8 protein-coding genes and 2 tRNA genes are annotated in these 16,143 nt (G+C 56.2%); 2 read left to right on the top strand and 8 right to left on the bottom strand.

What is annotated here, in order from left to right; genetic code table 11:
- Window positions 1-604: 604 nt before the first annotated feature.
- Window positions 605-745: a hypothetical protein gene (locus DOLE_RS18355; protein WP_153304473.1), complete on the bottom strand. Its 141-nt coding sequence runs from the start codon at window positions 743-745 to the stop codon at window positions 605-607.
- Window positions 746-779: 34 nt separating this feature from the next.
- Between DOLE_RS18355 and DOLE_RS16845 the strand changes: the two genes are divergently transcribed.
- Window positions 780-855: transfer RNA gene (locus tag DOLE_RS16845), tRNA-Lys, on the top strand.
- 19 nt (window positions 856-874) lie between these two features.
- Window positions 875-952, top strand: a tRNA-Glu gene (locus DOLE_RS16840).
- A 155-nt stretch (window positions 953-1,107) separates the two neighbouring features.
- Here DOLE_RS16840 and DOLE_RS17750 read toward each other — a convergent pair.
- The 7 genes from DOLE_RS17750 to DOLE_RS17740 all read right to left on the bottom strand — a co-directional run bounded on the left by DOLE_RS17750 (window position 1,108) and on the right by DOLE_RS17740 (window position 15,984).
- Entirely contained in the window at window positions 1,108-3,933 is a 2,826-nt protein-coding gene (locus DOLE_RS17750) for a PAS domain S-box protein (protein WP_167320893.1), read from the bottom strand.
- Window positions 3,934-4,135: 202 nt separating this feature from the next.
- Window positions 4,136-4,498 carry a response regulator gene (locus DOLE_RS16830; RefSeq protein WP_012176683.1) on the bottom strand — a complete coding sequence of 121 codons (363 nt, stop codon included), beginning with the start codon at window positions 4,496-4,498 and terminating at the stop codon, window positions 4,136-4,138.
- Between the two features lie 47 nt (window positions 4,499-4,545).
- Window positions 4,546-6,243: an ATP-binding protein gene (locus DOLE_RS16825; RefSeq protein ID WP_012176682.1), complete on the bottom strand. Its 1,698-nt coding sequence runs from the start codon at window positions 6,241-6,243 to the stop codon at window positions 4,546-4,548.
- A gap of 19 nt (window positions 6,244-6,262) precedes the next feature.
- Entirely contained in the window at window positions 6,263-6,517 is a 255-nt protein-coding gene (locus DOLE_RS16820) for a four helix bundle protein (protein ID WP_269719169.1), read from the bottom strand.
- 145 nt (window positions 6,518-6,662) lie between these two features.
- A complete protein-coding gene (locus DOLE_RS18090) occupies window positions 6,663-9,902 on the bottom strand; it encodes a PAS domain S-box protein (protein ID WP_012176680.1) in 3,240 nt (1,079 codons plus the stop codon).
- Window positions 9,884-13,426 (bottom strand): response regulator, encoded by a 3,543-nt coding sequence (locus DOLE_RS17745; RefSeq protein ID WP_012176679.1) that lies wholly within the window; start codon window positions 13,424-13,426, stop codon window positions 9,884-9,886. Before DOLE_RS17745 ends, DOLE_RS18090 begins: the two co-directional genes overlap by 19 nt.
- A 65-nt stretch (window positions 13,427-13,491) precedes the next feature.
- Window positions 13,492-15,984 (bottom strand): transporter substrate-binding domain-containing protein, encoded by a 2,493-nt coding sequence (locus DOLE_RS17740; RefSeq protein WP_012176678.1) that lies wholly within the window; start codon window positions 15,982-15,984, stop codon window positions 13,492-13,494.
- Between the last annotated feature and the right edge of the window lie 159 nt (window positions 15,985-16,143).

The following is a 16,143-nucleotide window of genomic DNA, read 5'->3' as shown; positions in this document are numbered from 1 at the left end:
AAAAAAATTGATGGCTTCGTAAAAAGCCCAATTGCCGCAAGGCGGCCGGCTGCGTTGCGCTGCACCCCTCGTCACTGCGGCGTACGACAAGTACGCCTCATTTTTCGGGATTTGCGACGCCTTGATCTTGAACTTTTTACTTTGCCATCTTACATCGCCTTTTACAAGAACATCAAAAAAACGAAGACGTTGTCGTTCTAAGTACCCGCCCCCAAAAAACAAACGCCAGGATCTCGGCGTTAAAAACAGCATGTACAGAGCCGGGTCTTGCAGTCCCCGGCGCTCACAGCAAAACAGCGGAATTTGTAATCATCTTCCGCTGTTGTTTTAAAACCCAAAAAAAATCGGCAAGAAAATGCCAAAAAATCAGCCTGTTTATTGATTATGGCCAGTATGGAGGGATCAGCGCCACAATCATGCCTGTAGATAATCTGGTTCATGATTGAGGTCAAGCCGGATTATCTCAGGATGGCACTTATGTAAACAGCGTTCGCGCAATAAAAATAACATATTGTTTTTTAAGGTATTATACCTAATGTTTTTGACAACTACGCCAAAACCCAACAAAATTTTCAAAAAGCAATTTTGCATACGTTAAAGGCAGTTACCCAACGGCTTTCAAAGCCCCGCTTTTTTGCGTTTCTTTGAAAATCATGCCAAAACGAGTGTTTTCTCCTATTTTTAAAAAAACAAAATTTTGGGACACACCAAAAAAATTGCTATACCGCTGCTTTTTTATTGACATGCCTGCCTGCCTTCTTTATCATTTATAAATTTTAGGGCCGTTAACTCAGCCGGTAGAGTATCTGCCTTTTAAGCAGAGAGTCGTTGGTTCGAGTCCAACACGGCCCACCAGTTTGCGGCGTTACCTTGCGTCCCCATCGTCTAGCCCGGCCCAGGACACCGGCCTTTCACGCCGGCGACAGGGGTTCGAATCCCCTTGGGGACGCCACAAACTTTTAAAGCACTCAACGGGAAAGCCCCTTGAGTGCTTTTTGTTTTTAAGGACCGGCGACCCGGTTTTATCCGGTGGTCGTGCCCTTTTTTATTGATGATTGATTGTTGTTAATTGTCAATTGTCAATCGCCAATCATCAATAATCAATTTCTATCCTCCCAGCACGGCCTTTACCTTTTTTGCCAGGTCCTGGTTGGAAAAGGGTTTCTGAATAAAGTGGACGCCGGGCTCCAGTATGCCTCTGTGGGCAATGACATCGGCGGTGTAGCCTGACATATAGAGGATTTTGAGGTCCGGTTGCAGGGCGTTCAGCCGGTCGGCCAGGTCCCGGCCGTTCATCTCCGGCATGATCACATCCGTGATCAGCAGGTCGATCCGGTCACTGTGTTCCATGGCCAGCTTCAGTGCCTGGGCCGGGGTCTCCGCGGTCAGAACGGTATAACCCAGCCCGGACAGGACCCGCTGGGTCAGCTTGAGAATGGCGGCCTCGTCCTCCACCACCAGAATGGTTTCTCCGGTGCCGCGGGGCGCCGTGGCCGGTCCGGGTTGATGGGCGGTGGACAGGGCCCCGCCGTGGCGGGGCAGGTAGATACGAAAGGTGGTGCCCTGGCCCGGCTCGCTGTAAACATTTATAAACCCGTTGTTCTGGCTGACAATGCCATAGACCGTGGCCAGGCCCAGGCCCGTGCCCTTCCCCACCTCTTTGGTGGTGAAAAAGGGCTCGAACAGGCGGTCCCGGGTTTTTCTGTCCATGCCGCAACCGTCGTCGCTCACGGCCAGCACCACATAGTCTCCGGGCAAAAATTCGTTGTGATCTTCGCAGTAGTCCTGATCAAAGCTGACGTTGCCGGTCTCGATGGTGACTTTGCCCACCCCGCCGATGGCGTCTCTGGCATTGACCAGCAGGTTGGCCAGAATCTGGCTTATCTGGGCCGGATCCATGTTCACGGTCCAGAGACCCGGACCGGGGTTCCACGCAAGGTCGATATCTTCACCGATGAGCCGCCGCAGCATCTTTAACATGTTCTCCACGGTGTCGCTTAAGTCGATCACTTTCGGGCTGCTGGTCTGTTTGCGGGCAAAGGCCAGCAGCTGCCGGGTGATTTCCGAGGAGCGTTTGGCTGCGGACAGAATTTCTCTTAAATCCTCGTAAAGGGGGTCGTGGGGCGGCACCCGGTGCATGGCCAGTTCCGTGTATCCCAGAATCACGGAAAGCATGTTGTTAAAATCATGGGCCACGCCGCCGGCCAGCCGGCCCACGGACTCCATTTTCTGGGCCTGAAGCAGCTGGGTTGAAAGTCTTTCCCGCTCCGCCTCGGCCTGTTTCCACTCCGAAATGTCCCGGGCGATTCCCCGGAACCCCACGGGGTTGTTCTCGGCATCCCGCATCAGTGCAATCGACGTGTCCACAAAACAGCGGGTGTTGTCTTTTCGAATCAGTTCCCAGTCAAAGGCTTTGGCTGTTTTTCCGCTTGTGAACACCTGGTTGAAGGTGTGAAACACCTTTTTGGCGTTTTCGTCGTCCATGTAGGATCTGTTGTTCATGCCCAGCAGCTCATCTTCCGCATATCCCAGAATCTGGCACATGGCCTGGTTGAAAAAGGTGAAGTTGCCGGCCAGGTCCACTTCATAGTAACCGGCCTCGATGTTTTCCAGAATGGTCCGGTACCGTTCCTCGCTCTCCCGCAGCGCCTGTTCAGCCTGTTTGCGTTCGGTGATGTCCCGGGTGATGCCCTGTAGTCCGATGGGCCGGCCGGTGGTATCCCGAATAAACGAGATGTTGATCGAAACCCAGACGGTGCTGCTGTCGGCCCGAAAGTGCTGAACCTCCACCAGGCGGGACCGGTTTTTGTCACAGGCCGGGTCTTTTTCGTTTTCCAGCTCTTTGGCAAAAACAGCATAAAGCCGGTTCAGGGAATCGGCGGGAAATTTTTCCTCCATGGTTCGCTGAATGTGCAGGCCGACCGGTTCTCCCACCAGTCGCTCCACCGAGGGGCTGACATAGGTGGTGTTCAGGTTCATGTCCGCGGTCCAGACCACGTCCGACGTATTTTCCGCCAGCCGACGGTACTTGCGTTCGCTTTCGCGCAGGGCCTGCTCGGCCCGCCTGCGGCTGGTGACATCGGACAGCACCACAAAATCCAGGTCCTGAGTGGCGGACATGCGAAACTCAATATCCCGAACCGTGCCGTCCCTGCAGGTGACGGGAAACTCCATGGGCTGAATTTCGACCCCGGTTTTTGTTGCCGTTTCAACCGCTGCGGCCCATTCCGCGCGCACCCGGTTTCTCAGGGTTTCGTCGGGGCAGACAAGCGAAAACCATGCCTCCATTGTTGGTGTCTCTTCAGGCGCGTAACCGCAAAGAGAGATACACGTGGGGCTCACATACAGGACGTTCTGATCCCGGTCTTCGATAATGATACCAACGGGCGCGGTCTCCGCCAAGAGCCGGAACCGGGACTCGCTTTCGCGCAGGGCCTGCTCGGCTTCCTGCCGAGCCTGGAGTTCCTGTTCGGCCTGAAGCATTTTCTGTTCCAGCTTTCTTATCAGCCGTTCACTGTAAAGTTTGAGGGCTTCCTCCTCCTGTACCGGCTCTGCCACCCGGCCGCCACCGACGGCCATTACCTCGTTGATGGCCGATAACAGCACGTCGACCTCGCAGGGTTTTTGAATAAAACGGTCCGCGCCGATTTTCAGGGCAAAGGCCTCGTCCTGGGGGCCGGTATAGGTGGCGGTGTAGACGATAAAGGGAATAGCGTGCAAGGTTTCGTCGGTTTTCACCTTGCGACACAACTGGAACCCGTCCATCACCGGCATGAGAATATCACTGATGACCAGGTCGATGCCGCCGGCCGTCAGTATTTCCATGGCCTCGGCCCCGTTGGCAGCCTGCCGGACCGTGTGCCCGTTTCCCTGAAGCAGGCGCTCCAGAAGGTAGCGGTTCTCTTCGCGGTCATCGACAATGAGGATGTTCATGGTGTTCTCCCGTTTGAAGGAATGATGAATGCGGAATGATGAATGATGAAAAAAAGAGCGCATTCTTACCCTTTTTTCTCATGCTTAAAGACGCTTACAGGTACACTACGAACCGGCAACTTGTTGATAATGACTCCGTCAGGCGTTTCTTGAATGATAACATTATTCATTTCATCATTCATCATTCCGCATTCATCATTGTTTATAAATACCCTCTGATCTCTTCCACAAAGGTCTCCGGGTTGATGGGCTTTTCAATATAGCCGTCGGCACCGGCGGCCAGAACCCGCTCCCGGTCGCCGACCATGGCGTAAGAAGTCACCGCGATGATCGGCACATTCGCCAGCTCGGCGTGTTTTTTGATTTCCGCGGCCACGGCGTAGCCGTCCATTTCCGGCAGCTGAATATCCAGCAGAATGGCCCTGGGCTTGTTTTGCAGGGCCGCTTCAATACCGGCTCTGCCGGTCCCTGCGCCGATGACGGAAAACCCGTTTTTTTCCAGCAGAAACCGCATCAGGTAAAGGTTCTGCGCGTTGTCTTCGATGACCAGCAGCGTGTCGTTCATAATTACCCTCTTTATCGAATGGTGGCTTTATGCCGTTTCATCATTCATCATTCCGCATTCATCATTGTTTTCGGCAGCCGGACTGTAAACGTACTGCCCTTTCCCGGCTCGCTCTGCACCTCAATGGCGCCGCCCATCATGGCCACCAGCCGTTTTGAGATGGAAAGTCCCAGGCCTGTTCCCTCGTGCCTGCGGGACAGGCCCGTGTCGACCTGGTGAAACGGCTGAAAAAGTTCGGCCACATCCTCGGGTTGAATGCCGATGCCGGTATCGGCAACCGATATCACATACTGTCCGGTGTCGGTCCGGCAGTTAATTGAGACGGACCCGGTCTCCGTGAACTTGACGGCGTTATTGAGCAGGTTGAGAACCACCTGTTCCAGGCGGCGCTGGTCCGTGGTCATGTCGCCGACATCTTTTCCGATCTCCACTTTCAGGTCGATTTCATTTTTTTCAGCCAATGGCGCGACCAGGGCCGCTGTCTTTTCAATAGAAGACCGCAGGTCAAAGGTGACCGGCGCCAGCGACAGCTGGCCGGCCTCGATTTTGGAAATGTCCAGAACGTCGTTGATCAGGGCCAGGAGGTGGCGGGCGCTGGTCTGCACCATGCCCATCTGCTTTTTCTGCTCCTCGTTCAGAGGGCCGGGCAGTTCCTGGAGCAGCATGCCGGTAAACCCGATGATGGAGTTGAGCGGCGTGCGCAGCTCATGGCTCATGGTGGCCAGAAAGGCGGACTTGAGATGATCCGCGGCCCGGGCCTTTTTCATGGCGTCGGCCAGTTCGGCGGTCCGGCTCCTGATGCGGTCATCCATTTCGTTGTTGATCTGCCGCAGCTCCCGGGTGCGGGCGTCTACCCGCCGCTTGAGCAGAAGGCTGCCGCCCAGGCTCATGATCAGCACCGTGCCGGCGACAAGCCCGGTAAGCTTGACCCAGTCCGGCAGAACAAAGGCCACCTTTTCCGATGTCCACTTTTTCAGGGACTGGTAGTAGACGGACCCGGAGTCCGCCTTTAAAACTTCAAGATGCGTATCAATGGCGCTGAGAAGGTCCGCGTGCTTGCCTTTGGGCGCTGCGAAAAAAAGATTCGAGGGGTTGAAAACAATGGCCGTGTCTTCCAGGCCGAATCGCTTGGCATGCATCAGCCCGTAGAACCGGTTGGTTACCGCGGCGTCTGCCTCGCCCCGGGCCACCAGGTCGAAAAGCGTCGCATAATCCGGCAGACTCATAATCGTGGCATTCAGGCCAAAGCCGTCGGCCAGCCGGACAAACGCCGCCTGCTGCACCGATCGTTCAAGAACGGCCACCCGTTTTCCGGAAAGGTCCACGATGGACCGGATGCCGCTGCCTTTGCGGGCATAAACCTGGAACCAGGAGGAGAGCACCGGTGTTTTGTGAAAGGCAAAGATCTTTTCCCTGTCCGATGTGTGGGCCACATCCGGCATAAGGTCGATATCGCCCCGTTCCAGCCGGTCCAGCCCTTCGCCCCATGTGCCGGAAACATATTCCACGGTCCAGCCTTCGCTCTTTGCAACATGTTCCAGCACATCAATGAAGATGCCGGCGGGCTCACCGGTGGACCCATCCACAAAGACCTTGGGCGCGTTTTCATAAACACCCACGCGGACGAGCCGGGCTTCGGCATGGACCGGGGGCGACGCGAAAACCGGCAGAACGAAGAGGGAGAGGACAGAAAAAAGAATGATGAATGATGAACGATGAATGATGAATGATGGAATGAAGCGCATCTCTTCCTCTCAAAACGGGTTATTCGTTTTTCTTCCGGTGTTTTTTGATTGTTTTGACGCTTGCAACGAGAATGGCGGTCAGCTCGTCCGCCTCTTTTTTCAGGTCGGAAAGCCGTTCGGTTTTGACGATGCCGGAATCCGACAGGAGTTCAAGCCAATACAGTGTCTCCTCGAGTTCCTGCAATGCGCATTCGGTTTTACTGATCATTTCAGCATTCGAACGGCTCCGTTTGCCTTCCCGTAAATGCGCGCCCACGGACGTCCCGGACCGCAGGACCTTGTTTGCCGATCACCTGGGCCTCGGTGCTCCGTGGCAGGGATGCGTCAAGCCGGATAATCCGCAACGCAAACAACTTGGTCCTATCCAGTATATTTATCATTATTTTTCCATTTGTTTTTCTTTCATCATTCCGCATTCATCATTCATCATTCCCCAAGGCTTCTCTCACCTTTCGTGCCAGGTCGCTTTTATTAAACGGTTTCTGGATGAACTGCACCCCCCTGTCCAGAATGCCGCGGTGGGCGATGACATTGGCCGTGTACCCGGACATGAACAGCACCCGCAGATCCGGATATCCCTCTCTTAGCTTTTTCGCCAGATCCCGGCCGTTCATTTCCGGCATCACCACATCGGTTATCAGCAGGTCGATGGGGCCGGTGTGCTGTTTTGCCAGTTCCAGGGCCGCGGCCGGGCCGGGCGCCGTCAGTACGGTGTAGCCCATGCCGGTCAGCATCTTGTCGGCAAGCCTTAAAATCGCTTCCTCATCTTCCACCACCAGCACGGTTTGGCCGGTGCCAAGGGGTGTTTCCGGTTCAGTGAAAAGCGGCTCGAAGACGGCATCTCCCACGTGGCGGGGCAGGTAGATTTTGAAGGTGGTGCCCTGGCCAGGCTCGCTGTGCACAGTAATGAACCCCTCGTTCTGCCGGACAATGCCGTAGACCGTGGCCAGGCCCAGGCCCGTGCCTTTGCCTACGGTTTTGGTGGTAAAAAACGGCTCAAACAGGTTGTCCATTGTGTTTTTGTCCATGCCGCAGCCGCTGTCGCTGACCGCCAGCAGTACAAATTCGCCGGGAACAAAGCCGGGCCGGTCGGCGCAGTAGGCTTCGTCCAGAACAGCGTTGTCCGTCTCAATGGTGACCCTACCTACGCCGTCAATGGCGTCCCGGGCATTGACCAGCAGGTTGGCCAGCACCTGGTCCACCTGGGCCGGGTCCATGTTCACCAGCCACAGGCCCGAGCTCGGTTCCCAGGCAAGGTCGATGTCTTCGCCGATGAGGCGGCGCAGCATCTTGAGCATGCCCTCCACGGTCTCGTTCAGATCGATGGTGCGGGGCGCGATGGTCTGGCGCCGGGCAAAGGCCAGCAGTTGCCGGGTGATGTCGGACGAGCGCCGGGCCGCGTCAAGGATTTCGGTCAGGTCGTTGTAAAGGGGGTCGTCTTTGTCCATGTTCTGCAGGGCCAGTTCGGTGTACCCGAGAATCACGTTGAGCATGTTGTTGAAATCATGGGCCACGCCCCCGGCCAGCCGGCCCACGGACTCCATCTTCTGTGCATGGCTGAGCTGCGCCTCAAGATGTTCTTTTTCTTTCTCAGCCCGCTTGTTTTCAGTGATGTCTCTAAACTCCACCACCCTGACATCTTTGCCTTTGTATCTGATGTTTCTGGCTTCCAGCCGGAGAGGATATATTCCACCGTTTTTGCGGACGCCTTCCGCCTCATAGGGCTTTTCATAACCGGCGTTAATATTGCGTACAACCTTGTCCCGCGTGCCGTCGGAGATCAGTGACAACCCCTGCATCCCGATCAGTTCATCATAGGTATAACCGGTGATCTCGGACAACCCCTGGTTGCATTCCAGGATGAGGCCCTTGTCGTGAATGGCGATTCCCCCGAAAGAAGCGTTATGCAACGCCCTGAAACGCTCTTCGCTTTCTTTCAGTTCCTGTTCGATCCGCCTGCGTTCGGTGACGTCCCTTGTGCTGAAGACAATTCCCTTTAAATCACCATTATCATCCCGGACAAATCTTCCGACAGTCTCGAACCAGAGATAGCTTTCATCCGCGCATCGATAGCGGTACTCCACTTTTCGACTGTCATCGCCTGTGGACAGGAAGTCACGAAAAGAAACGGATACTTGCTGCACATCCTCCGGGTGGACGAATTCCAGAACATTTCGTCCAATCAGGGAATCGATATCATATCCCAATATATTGTGTGAGGCGCCCACGAATATGAAATTGCCTTCCAGGTCAGTCAAGGCAACAAGGTCAAACATATTATCAGAAACGGCCTTAAATAATTGTGCCTGTTCTTTCAGTTTCCCTTCCGTCCGTTTGTGTTCGCTGATGTCCTGAAAAGAACCCTGTACTTTGATAATCCTGCCGTTTTCATCTTTCACCGATCTGCCAATGGTCCGCACCCATACGCGTTTTCCTTTTGATGTAAGGATCTCCATTTCCTCATCATAGGGAATGCCTTTTTGAGCGCAATCTGTAAAAACCCGAGTGATTCTTTCCCGCCATTCGGGCGCATAAAACTTAATACCCTCCTCCACAGGCGGCGCGTAGCCGTGCGGCATTTCGTGAATGTCGGCCACCGTATCCGACCAGGTTGAAATATATGTTTTTAAATCCACGTCCCAGCCGCCGAATCCGGCGGTTTCCCCGGCAATCTGCAGCAGCGCATAATTTGATCGCAGCGACGCCTCGGCCTTTTTTTGCTCGGTGATGTCGCTGAATGTCACGATAAGATTATCGGGGAGAAAGGTGGCATAGAGCTCACAAATACGTTCAGATCCATCCTTGCAGGTCACTCGATATTCACCGGTGTTAACCGTCTGGCCGGAGTTCCTGGCTTTTTCAAGAAACGGCTTCCACCGTTCAATCACGTCTTGCCTGTAATCAGGATCGGGGTACGCTATCTGATACCATTCCGAAGTTGTGTATGCCGTATGTCCAAAAAGTTCAAGCGCGCTGCGACTCCAGAAAAAAATGGTATCATCCTGTAAATCAACAACTGCAATTGGAAAGGGCGTTGCATCAAGGGTTGCGCGTAATCGTTTTTCGCTCTCCAGCAGGACCGCCAGCTGTTGCCCGGCTTTCACCTGGTCGCTCAAAATCTTTCCGGCAAGGATGGTGGCCAGGGGATAGAGCAGCAGCACCGGCGGGCCGATGCGTCGGATAACCGCCATGCCGGCCCCTTCGGGCAGGGTGAACATCAGGGCGATCATGGCCAGGTGGACGGCCATGCCGAACAGGTAGAGGGCCTGAACGGACGGGGGCCGCGTATCCGGCTGAAGGCGATACCGGGCCAGCAGGCCGACAACGGCCGACGAAAGGATCACCAGCAGGCCGGTCAGTGTGCCGGCCCCTCCCAGCCAGACCCGGCAGGCCATGGGCAGCGCACTCGCCACGGCCGCGGCCCAGGGGCCGAAAAACAGGGCGCACAGGCTGACCATGATGGACCGGCCGTCAAAAATCAGGCCGGGCCCCAGGTTCAGGGGCCGCAGCATCCCCAGCACCGCGGTGCCGCCGAAAAGAAGGCCCTGAAGCCCGATACCCGCCCGGGTGTGGCGGGGCCACCGTTTTTCAATAAATCCGGAGACGATGCTTAATGCCACCAGCAGAGCCAGGTTGTGGATCAGGTCGACGTAAACCATTGAGGCTCCCTATTATTGAATGATGAAAGCGGAATGATGAATGATGAATGTTTGCGAAGCGCCATCTTTTTTTCTCCTGGGTTTGTTTGCCGGTCCTCCGGGCTTCGGCGCTCCGTGGCCGGGGTTTGTAAAGCCGGACCATCCGCAACGCAAACAACTTTGTCCTGTCCAGTATGTTTATCTTTATTTTTCCCTTTGATTTTTCTTTCAGTTTTCATCATTCCGCATTCATCATTCCCCAAGGCTTCTCTCACCTTCCGTGCCAGGTCGTTTTTATTAAACGGTTTCTGGATGAACTGCACCCCCTTGTCCAGAATGCCGCGATGGGCGATAACATTGGCTGTATACCCGGACATGTAGAGCACCCGAAGGCCGGGGTGTATGGATTCCAGTTTTTCCGCCAGATCCCGGCCGCTCATTTCCGGCATCACCACATCGGTGATTAGAAGGTCGATTCCGCCGGTGTGCCGTTTTGACAGTTCCAGGGCCGCGGCCGGGCCCTGGGCCGTCATGACGGTGTAACCCAGACCGGCCAGCATCTTGTTGGCGAGTTTTAAAACGGACGGCTCGTCTTCCACCACCAGTAAGGATTCACCGGTGCCATGAAGCGTTTCTGTGGCGGTGAAAAGCGGTTCGGAGACGGCATCTCCCATGTGGCGGGGCAGGTAGATTTTGAAGGTGGTGCCCTGGCCGGGCTCGCTGTACACATTGATAAACCCGTTGTTCTGCCGCACAATGCCGTAGACCGTGGCCAGGCCCAGGCCTGTTCCTTCTCCCACACCCTTGGTGGTAAAAAACGGCTCAAACAGGTTGTTCATTGTTGTCTTGTCCATGCCGCAGCCGCCGTCACTGACAGCCAGCAGGACAAATTCGCCGGGAACAAAGCCGGGCCGGTCGGCGCAGTAGGTTTCGTCCAGCACAGCGTTGTCCGTCTCAATGGTGACCTTGCCCACTCCGCTGATGGCATCCCTGGCATTGACCAGAAGGTTGGCCAGCACCTGGTCCACCTGGGCCGGATCCATGTTTATCGGCCACAGACCCGTGCCCGGCTCCCAGACAAGATCAATGTCTTCGCCGATGAGGCGGCGCAGCATCTTGAGCATGCCCTCCACGGTGTCGTTCAGGTCGATGGTCCGGGGCGCGATGGTCTGGCGCCGGGCAAAGGCCAGAAGCTGGCCCGTGATATCGGAAGAGCGCCGGGCCGCGTCAAGGATTTCCTTTAAATCCTCGTAAAGGGGGTCGGTCGGGGACATGTCCTGCAGGGCCAGTTCGGTGTACCCGAGAATCACGTTGAGCATGTTGTTAAAATCATGGGCCACGCCCCCGGCCAGCCGGCCCACGGACTCCATCTTCTGGGAATGGATCAGTTGCTCCTGGAGCCGGTCCCGTTCAGCCGCGTTTTTCCTTCTGGCCTCGTTTTCCACCTTAAGGTCTTCTAAAATATTCAGGGTGGCGGCCTGGCTCTGCCGCAGTTTCCGGTTGGCCGCTTCCAGGTCGTCCCGGCCTTGTTTGCGTTCCGAGATATCCTCGGATATGCCCAGCAGGTAACGGGGGGTTTTTTGCCGGTCAAAAATGGGAATTTTTCGGGTGTATAAAATTCGCTCCCCCAGGTACCGGGTGTGGATGGTCTCTTCGGTGATTTCAACAAGCCGGCCTTCAGCCAGGGCCTGGCGGTCCGTCTGGGCTGAACGATCAGCCTCGGCTTTGGGGAAAAAGTCATAATCGTTTTTTCCGACCATCTCCTGTTCCGAATATCCCAGCAGTTTTTCCCCGGCCCGGTTGAGTTTTACATAGCAGAGGGAGTCGGCCTCTTTTAAAAAGACCATTACCGGCATGTTTTTAATCATGCTTTCAAGAAGGGCTTCGCTTTCACGCAGTTTTTCGGCCCGCTCCGCCACCCGCTGTTCCAGCGATTCATTGATCTGCCGGTTTTCGATGAATTTGTATTTCAGGGAATCGGACATGACCTTGAGGTTGGTGATCAGAAAATCGGCCTCCACCACCGGGCTCTCAAGCCATTGAACCGGCTCCCCGGCCTCGACCCTGGCAGGCACGGTCCGGGTGGCCTCCACGATCCGGTCAATGGGCCGGACCACGCGGCGGCTTATCAGTTCGGCCAGGACCAGTGCCCCCAGCAGAATGGCAAACGCCAGAAAAAAAGCGGCCACATAACGGCGGTAAAGCGTTTTCTGAAACGGCGCAACCGGCTGTTCCAGGATCAGGAACCACTCCGCGGTGCGGCTCAGGGCGGACCGGGCCACGTAAAATGATTTTCCCCACAGGTCGATGGTGGAGGTGTTGGGCGGCAGGTCCGGTATCCATTGAAGCAGATCGTTGTCAAGGGCGGAAAGCCGGCCCCCGGGCCGGGAAAATGACGCAAGGGGAGGCAGGTCCGGCCGGTTGCTGAGAATCACGCGCCCCTTTTTATCCACCAGGGTATAGCGGACATTGGGTCCGGTGGCATGAAGCTCCAGCAGGGTTCGAATGCGGTCAAATTTTATCAGGCCGGCTACCAGGCCGTTGTACTCCCCGCCGGCTGCTACCGGTGCCACCACAATGACAATGGGGTCTTCGGGCCTGAACTTTGACAGCAGAACATCCGAGAAGATCGGTTTCAGGGTTTTTCTGGCCTCCGCAATATAGGGGCGGTCGGCATAGTTCATGCCGAGAATGCTTCGGCCGTCTTCTGTTTCCGGAGCCGCGGCCGTTACAGTGGAATACCGGTTCATCAGGGCGATGCGCAGAAAACCGCTGTCCGACTGCCAGGCCTGGTCCAGACGGGCCTGAATTTCTTCTGCGTCCAGGGTTTGGGACAGAGAGGCCAGGGTGGCTACCACTCGCTCCCTTTGGTCGAGCCAGGTCTCAAGACCGTCGGTCAACTGGCGGCTGTCCCAGGCCAGGGTGTCGCGGATTTGGCGGTCGGTTTCCGCCATGTCGGCCCGGCCGGCCAGGGCCAGAAAAACCAGAAACGGACCCAGCACGAAAACAAGCATCAGGTTGGATAAGAGTTCGCGAAAGGCGATGCGTCCGTTTGTGCGCCGGATGACGATCCAGCCGGTGACCATCAACCGGGCGATCAAAGCGTTGGCAATGCCGTTGATCGCCTGCTTGGTGAGCAGAAACAGGGCGTCGCCGGAGGAAACGCCGGAAATGAAATGAAAACAGACAAACCCCAGGGGAAGGCCCATGCAGAGCCAGTAAACGGTATCGGCGGTTACCAGGGACCATCGGCGGCGGGTAAAAAGCAAGCCCGCCACCGCCACCTCGGCAGTCATGGTGACCATGGCCCAGGGGTGGTTCCAGGCCAGCCAGGTGTAGGCCGAGATAACAGCCCCGGCCGCTATGCCCGGAATCCAGCCAAAAATCTGAAGGGCCAGCATGGCAAAGAGGCTGCCGAATATAAAATGGGCGTTGAGAATGGAAACCGGAAAGGCGTTGCCGGCCAGGCCGGCGCACACCAGCACGCAAAACAGCGGAACCGCGTACCGGGTTTTTATGTTCATGACAGGTGGATGGTAGATCATATCAGTTCTCCTGGCGGTATGGCGCGGCGGCAAGGGTTGATGTGATGTTCCGTGCGATTTTGGGGTCATGCTTTTCGAATCCTGTATTTTTCAGCAAGACCGGCTTTTTTCAGCAGGGCGTTGATCTCTTTTTTCAGCTCAACCATGACCATTTCGCGGTCCACAACAGTGTCGTGGAACCGCTGAAGCGCATCCATTTTTTCAAGCAGCGCGTTTTCCGCCTGCTTGCGCTCCGTGATGTCGCGCACAATGATAACGGTTTTTTTCACGCCGTCCGGATCGGTGAAAACCGTGGAAGAGATATCCGCCGAAAACAGGGACCCGTCGGCCCGTCGCATGGCCAGCTCCCCGTATGCTCTGCCGGTGCGGGCGCGTATGCCCAACCCTTTTTCCAGGTTCGGGTCGGTAGTGTCCACCAGGTCTTCTCTCCGCAGACGGGTAAGTTCTTCAACGGACCGGCCGAACATGGCGCAGGCCGACGGATTGGCGTCAAGAATGGCGCCGTCCGGCGAGGTGAACAGCAGGGCGTCCATGGAGTTGTCAAAAATCGACCGGTAGTGAAGCTCGCTTTTGCGCAGGGACTCTTCCATCTCTTTCTGCTCGGTGATATCCCGGGCCGTGGACAACGCGCCCATCACATTACCGTTTGTGTCCTTGATCACGCGGCACCACCAGGCCAGCAGGCGGGCCTGGCCGTCTTTGCGTCTTTGCAGGCTTTCAACATAGATCACATTTTCATCGCCGTGGAAAAGGGTGTCCACCTTTTGATAGGTCTCTTGCTCTCCCACAAAATAGTCGGCAGCCGGTCTGCCGATCACATCGTTTCCGAAAAACGCTACACCTGCCGGATTGGCCCAGGTGTAAATTTTGTCGGCATTGACCTCCATGATGATGTCCGGCGCCGCTCCCAGAATGGCCCGATGCCGTTCCGACACAGCGGCCAGTTCGGCGGTGCGGCGTGCCACGGTTCTGCGCAGTAACCATGTCCAGAGCAGGCTGGCCAGCAGCATCAGCAGCAGGGGGACAAGAACAACGGCCGCGTATTTAAAAACGGCAGGCGCGTCAATGGCCTGTTTTTGATAAACGCCCAGCCACTTTTCCTGAATGCGGCGGTATTCGCCGTTCTTATCCAGAATTTTCAGCCCTTCGCTGAATTGGGCCAGGATCGCCTTGTGCCCGTTGGGCGCGGCATAACAGTAGTCCAGGGGAAGAAATTCCTGCCGCCCCAGAACAAGATTCTTCCATCCCTGTTTTTCGATCAGGTAGAGGGAGCTGATTCGAACCGCAAGGCCGCAGTCGTGTTTTCCTTCAGCCAGCTCACGCAACACCGCCTCCTGCGACTCAACAAGCGAAAGCTGGCCGGCAAGGCCCTTGGCCACAAGAAAGTCGTGGGCCGCGTCTTTGCGCTGCACCACGATGCGTTTGCCCGCCAGATCGTCGAGCGTTGCCGGCGGATCGCCTTCGCCTTTGCGCACAATGCTGACGTAATGGTGCACTGTGTGGGCCTGGGTGAAGTCGAATGTCAAATCCCGTTCAGGCAGGTAAAACATACCTTGAAGGACATCAACCCTGCCCTCCTCCATGTCCTGAACGATTTTGGCCCAGGGACCCAGTCGGATTTCGATGTCCAGCCCCATTTCCCGGGCAATGGCCCGGGAAAGATCCACATTGTATCCGGCCGGCCGGCCGTTCTCATCCAGATATTCAAAGGGCGGGTACTGGTGGTCCCCGCCGACCACAATACGGCGGCCGGTCGGCAGCTCCAGGGCGGCAAACCATTTGGCGTGAAGATGCCGGTAGGTGCCGTCGGCCATGACCAGGGCCAGGCCCTCGTTGAGCAGGGCCAGGGTCTCCCTGTCCCCCTCGCGCACGGCAAAACAGAAATCCTGGCGAAACCCTTCGACCGGCTGATTGATAATGCGAAGGCCGGTCAGTTCGGTCTCCTGAAGCAGGCGCAGGGCCACCAGCCGCTGAATCACCACGGCATCGGCACGACCCTGGGAAAGGTCGCGCAGGGCCTCTTCAAAAGTCGTGGTGGAGTGAATGTTGATGCCCCGGTCTTTTCGCTGGAGAAACTCCTCGGCATTGTCCCCCTTCATCACGGCCACGGTTCGGCCGCCAAGGTCGGCCAGTCCCTGAATGCCGGTTGTCTCTTTTCGTACCACAATGGCGCCGTGAAGGGACATGTAGGGCACCGTGAAATCAAACAGAAGCTCCCGTTCCGGGGTCCGGCCCACCAGGGGCAGGGCGTCGACCTCGCCGGTTTCCAGCCATCTTCTTACTTCAGGCCACGGGCCGGTACGAAACACCACCTCACGGCCCATGGCACCCAGGGCGGCTCGCATCAGCTCAACGGAAAAGCCGCCTGCCCGGCCCTGGTCATCCACGATGGAAAACGGCGGATAGTTGATCTCGGCGGCGGACAGGAGGGGCGGGCGTACGGTTTCGGCGGCAACGGGCTTGTTGAAAAAGGCCGCAAAAATGAGAAGGGCGGCAACGGCGAGGAAAAATGATGAATGATGAATGATGAATGATGAATGTTTGCGACGCGTCATCATTTTATCCTCCCGGCTTTTATTGTTTTGACGGTTTGTTCTTTATATCTCGCAAAGGCGCAAAGTGCTAAAAGGAGTATTCTTTTTGCCTTACACGCAGAGTTCATGCTTTTCATTGCGACCTTTGCATCTTTGCGTGAAGTTTAAGTTTTCGAGGTTTTC

Origin of the sequence: Desulfosudis oleivorans Hxd3 (assembly GCF_000018405.1) — a bacterium.
In the GTDB taxonomy this organism is placed as follows: Bacteria; Desulfobacterota; Desulfobacteria; order Desulfobacterales; family Desulfosudaceae; genus Desulfosudis; species Desulfosudis oleivorans.
The sequence above is the reverse complement of the archived record's forward strand: the minus strand, read 5'-3'. Positions and strand labels throughout refer to the sequence as shown.

Excerpts from the sequence above, each read along its gene's own strand:
- DOLE_RS18355 (WP_153304473.1), bottom strand. The coding sequence starts at position 745 with ATGTCAATAAAAAAGCAGCGGTATAGCAATTTTTTTGGTGTGTCCCAA.
- DOLE_RS17750 (WP_167320893.1), bottom strand. The coding sequence starts at position 3,933 with ATGAACATCCTCATTGTCGATGACCGCGAAGAGAACCGCTACCTTCTG.
- DOLE_RS16830 (WP_012176683.1), bottom strand. The coding sequence starts at position 4,498 with ATGAACGACACGCTGCTGGTCATCGAAGACAACGCGCAGAACCTTTAC.
- DOLE_RS16825 (WP_012176682.1), bottom strand. The coding sequence starts at position 6,243 with ATGCGCTTCATTCCATCATTCATCATTCATCGTTCATCATTCATCATT.
- DOLE_RS18090 (WP_012176680.1), bottom strand. The coding sequence starts at position 9,902 with ATGGTTTACGTCGACCTGATCCACAACCTGGCTCTGCTGGTGGCATTA.
- DOLE_RS17745 (WP_012176679.1), bottom strand. The coding sequence starts at position 13,426 with ATGATCTACCATCCACCTGTCATGAACATAAAAACCCGGTACGCGGTT.
- DOLE_RS17740 (WP_012176678.1), bottom strand. The coding sequence starts at position 15,984 with ATGATGACGCGTCGCAAACATTCATCATTCATCATTCATCATTCATCA.